The following is a 2,571-nucleotide window of genomic DNA, read 5'->3' as shown; positions in this document are numbered from 1 at the left end:
GTGACCAAACCCACGTAACCTGTTCCCACCACTGTGATTTTCATGCGTTCCCCGATGTCGCGATGTCGTTAAGACCCCATGCAGTCGAAAGCATCATACCGATGCTTCGCTGACAAGCCGCTACCCGACACCGCCAAGGCGCCTTGCCCAGGATCTGCTTGCACGTATCATTCCCGCATGCGATCCGGGCACACCGTCTCCCTGCGGCCATGAGCAAGTGGCAATGGCGCGCCCTGGGCTTGCTGCTGGCGGCGATGTTGCTGTCCATCGCCGCCCTGGCCTGGTTGGCAGGACCCAGTGGTGCGGCGGTCCGGGAAGGTCTGACCAGTCGCAGCGCCAACGAATGGATTCGCTACGCCCAGAAAAGGCTGCAAGGCCACCCGAAACTGGAGTCGGTGGCGCTGCCCCTGCTCGGCGCCTGGCAAAGCCGGCTGGAACGCACGCCCCCCGACCAGACGCCTCTGCCCACCTTGGGCAAAGGCCAACAAAAACAGGGCTTGACCGACCTCGCCGGTCCACCGCTGCGCGAGCTGAGCGTCGCGACACCCCAGGACATCCGCGACGCGCTCATGCAGGCCCCGGCAGGCACCCGGATCGTGATCGCGCCCGGCCTGTACACCTTCAATCAAAATCTGCGCCTGGGACACGACGGCGAACGTCTGGCGCCCATCGTGCTGTCGGCTGAACAGCCCGGATCGGTTGTGCTGGCCTTTTCCCAGGACGAGGGCTTTCTGGTGGACCGACCACACTGGATCTTTGAAAACCTCAACATCCGGGGCGTTTGCGTCCGGCACACAGACTGCGAGCACGCCTTTCACGTGGTCGGCAAAGCCGCGTCCACCACGCTGCGCAACAACCACATCCAGGACTTCAATGCCCACATCAAGGTCAATGGGCTTGGGCCCGACTGGCCGGACCACGGTTGGCTGGCCTTCAACACCCTGACCAACACCGCACCACGCGACACCGACCGGTCGGTGGTGCCATTCGATCTGGTGGGCGCCAGCCACTGGCGGGTACAAGACAACCTGGTCAGCCAATTCAGCAAGCTGGACGGCAACCAGGTGTCGTTCGGCATGTTCATGAAGGGCGCTAGCGAAGGCGGCATTTTCGAGCGCAACCTGGTGATCTGCTCGCCCACCGGCATCTCGCGACCGGGCGTGCGGGTCGGGATTTCGTTTGGCGGCGGCGGCACGGACCCCGCTTCGTGCCGAACACAGCAATGCCTGGGCCATGAACACACGCAAGGACTGGCCGCCAACAACGTGGTCGCCCATTGCAACGACGCCGGGCTGGACATCAACCACGCCACCGACATCGTGCTGGCCCACAACACCTTGATCAACACCGCTGGCATCACCGCGCGCCGGGCACCTGCAAGAGCGCTGCTCTATGGCAACCTGTTGGAGGGCGGTGTGTACGCCAGAGATGGCAGCACCCTGGCCCAGGAGAACAACTTGCTGGTGCACAGCGAAGCCGTTTTTCGTTCACCCGACGCCTTGCAACTCCAGTGGAAATCCCCTCCCGACAACATACCGCCGGCCCAACTTGTAACAAAGGACTTCTTCGATCAACCCAGGGGAAATCCTAGCTTTCCCGGGGCCACTGGGCCCACAGGTGAACTATTGTCTCAGTAGACGTACGAAAATCCCGGTAAATTCGCTGTTTGGGCGCCAAACAGCCGCCATCCATCCGGTAACACGCTGCTACGTCTACCCCCGAGCATCCCCTGATAATCGCCTGTCGGTTGAGTGCGCCCTGGTCCCTGTCGGTTCCATGCCATTGGTGGGCGTCCGACCGGCGCTGGTTTGGATTCCATTCCCAACACCCACTTGTCCACCTCGCTTGGCGCTTAGAAGACCCAAACAAGGTCCTAAAAAGACTTCTGCCTGCGCTTTTCATGCCCGTTGGATATCTCGCCTTTTCCCTGACTTTGAATAGATCTCTGCGTCCTTGAAAAATAAAGACGGGTCTGAATTTGATGATTACCGCCATTTGTATCTTGTTGTTACCAATTCGCCGCGCATCGCATTGGATTGGTATTTGGTCGGAAAACAAGTTCATCCCGTTCGCAGCTATCTAAAGTCGGCCCTCAATAACCCGAAGCACTCTGTATGAACGCATCGACTTCTATCTGTGGTTCACAGGGTTGCAACGAAAACCCGATTCAATTCACGCGGGATTGACCGCTTTCTCAGCTTTGTGCCCCTACTGGCTGCCACCCACGTAAACCAGCTCATCCTATGAACTCCAGCACACACCGCACCGGCGCCACCAAAGCAGCCCGAACCCGCTTGCCCACCCTGTTTTCCATGGTGGCCATGGCTGCGTTGGCGGGTTGTGGTGGCGGTAGCGGCGCAACCGGCATGCCTGACAACTCGACGGGCACCCCGTCTACGTCAACGCCCATAGGGTCGGCTCCAGCTCCTGCACCAGCACCAGCACCAGCACCAGCACCAGCACCAGCACCAGCTCCAGCTCCAGCTCCAGCACCAGCACCAGCACCAGCACCAGCTCCAGCACCAGCACCAGCTCCAGCTCCAGCTCCAGCTCCAGCTCCAGCTCCAGCTC

1 protein-coding gene is annotated in these 2,571 nt (G+C 60.7%); it reads left to right on the top strand.

Annotated elements, in window-relative coordinates; genetic code table 11:
• Positions 1-209 precede the first annotated feature (209 nt).
• Positions 210-1,637: a hypothetical protein gene (locus tag ABYB95_RS21310; protein WP_372661638.1), complete on the top strand. Its 1,428-nt coding sequence runs from the start codon at positions 210-212 to the stop codon at positions 1,635-1,637.
• Positions 1,638-2,571 lie beyond the last annotated feature (934 nt).

The sequence above is a fragment of the Hydrogenophaga sp. genome, assembly GCF_041633695.1.
GTDB lineage: Bacteria > Pseudomonadota > Gammaproteobacteria > Burkholderiales > Burkholderiaceae_C > Hydrogenophaga.
Note: the sequence above shows the minus strand (reverse complement) of the source record. Positions and strands in the feature narration are given on the sequence as shown.

Excerpts from the sequence above, each read along its gene's own strand:
- ABYB95_RS21310 (WP_372661638.1), top strand. The coding sequence starts at position 210 with ATGAGCAAGTGGCAATGGCGCGCCCTGGGCTTGCTGCTGGCGGCGATG.